Origin of the sequence: Acidithiobacillus sulfurivorans, assembly GCF_018853815.1 — a bacterium.
Lineage (GTDB): Bacteria > Pseudomonadota > Gammaproteobacteria > Acidithiobacillales > Acidithiobacillaceae > Acidithiobacillus > Acidithiobacillus sulfurivorans.
Genome location: NZ_JAAOMP010000057.1, coordinates 1 through 1,018, shown reverse-complemented (window position 1 = coordinate 1,018; position 1,018 = coordinate 1). Strand labels below are relative to the sequence as shown.

The window sequence follows — 1,018 nt, the reverse complement described above, 5'->3', positions numbered from 1 at the left end:
TTTCTTGGCAGGCACCTCAATTTCCTGTCCCGTAGCCGGGTTCCGCGCTTTACGCGCAGGTTTATCCACGATCTCAACAGAACAAAATCCCGGGAGGGTGATTTTTCCTGCGACCAGCAACTCGGTCTCCAGAGTGTGTCGAAACACCTGATAACATTTTTCTGCGTCCGCTTTGGACATGGCGCCATGCAGGGCCAGTGCGGCGACAAATTCGGATTTATTCATGAGAGACCTCTTTCAAAAATACGCCTCTTCGGAATGTAAAGGAATGTCATAAAATGAGCAATGCAGTGTATGGACAGGTGCTGCGTGGTGGATAGTAGTCCCCCGAAGAAGTGATGTCGGTGATCAGTGTCATTTCATCAAAAGCTACGATTATTCTGATTGACTTTTACGCGCATCGCCCTACCGGGTTTGAAATGCACAGTCCGTTTCTCGGGGACATCCACTGATTTTCCCGTCTTTGGATTGCGTCCCGCGCGGGCCGCAATAATGTGCAGGGTAAACGCCCCAAAATCCCGAATCTCAATGCGTTCTCCCTCAGCCAAGGCCTGGGCACAATGATCGAGGATCAATCCGACGGCCATAATGACATCCCGTCGTGCCAAGTCGTTATGTCCCTGATCACGTAACTGTTGATAGATATTCTCCATCATTGTTGATTTATTCATAGGCCCTGTCTCTGAGTTTTCTGCTTGGTATTGAGTAATCTGTTTGGGAATTCAGGGATATTATGCCCTGCCTGTATAAACGCTATCAACTTCACTTAATCGAAGGCATGAAAAATTACTGCGAGGATCGCTTTCAGGCGAGACTAGTCGTAGCAGTTGATCTCATCTATAAACATGCCTCTTAACCTTTTTCAGCTACCAACCAATCGAACAGGTGCGTGGTCCATACAGGCTGCGCGTTATACACTGATCCGGATTTTTTTCTCTCAGGATTTGCGGAGCGGGCAGGTCCTGATGCCGAAGAGCGAGTAGGCTGGACACCAACCGACCAAACCGGTGATCAAGGG

At 48.9% G+C, this 1,018-nt stretch carries 3 protein-coding genes; all 3 read right to left on the bottom strand.

Annotated elements, in window-relative coordinates; translation table 11 throughout:
• The coding region (locus HAP95_RS05350; RefSeq protein ID WP_215883281.1) for an HU family DNA-binding protein at positions 1-225 on the bottom strand (225 nt) is incomplete at its 3' end.
• A gap of 137 nt (positions 226-362) precedes the next feature.
• Positions 363-710, bottom strand: coding sequence for an HU family DNA-binding protein (locus HAP95_RS05345; RefSeq protein ID WP_278278532.1), 348 nt, complete (start codon positions 708-710; stop codon positions 363-365).
• A 227-nt stretch (positions 711-937) separates the two neighbouring features.
• Positions 938-1,015 carry a YgaP family membrane protein gene (locus HAP95_RS05340; RefSeq protein ID WP_226832754.1) on the bottom strand — a complete coding sequence of 26 codons (78 nt, stop codon included), beginning with the start codon at positions 1,013-1,015 and terminating at the stop codon, positions 938-940.
• Between the last annotated feature and the right edge of the window lie 3 nt (positions 1,016-1,018).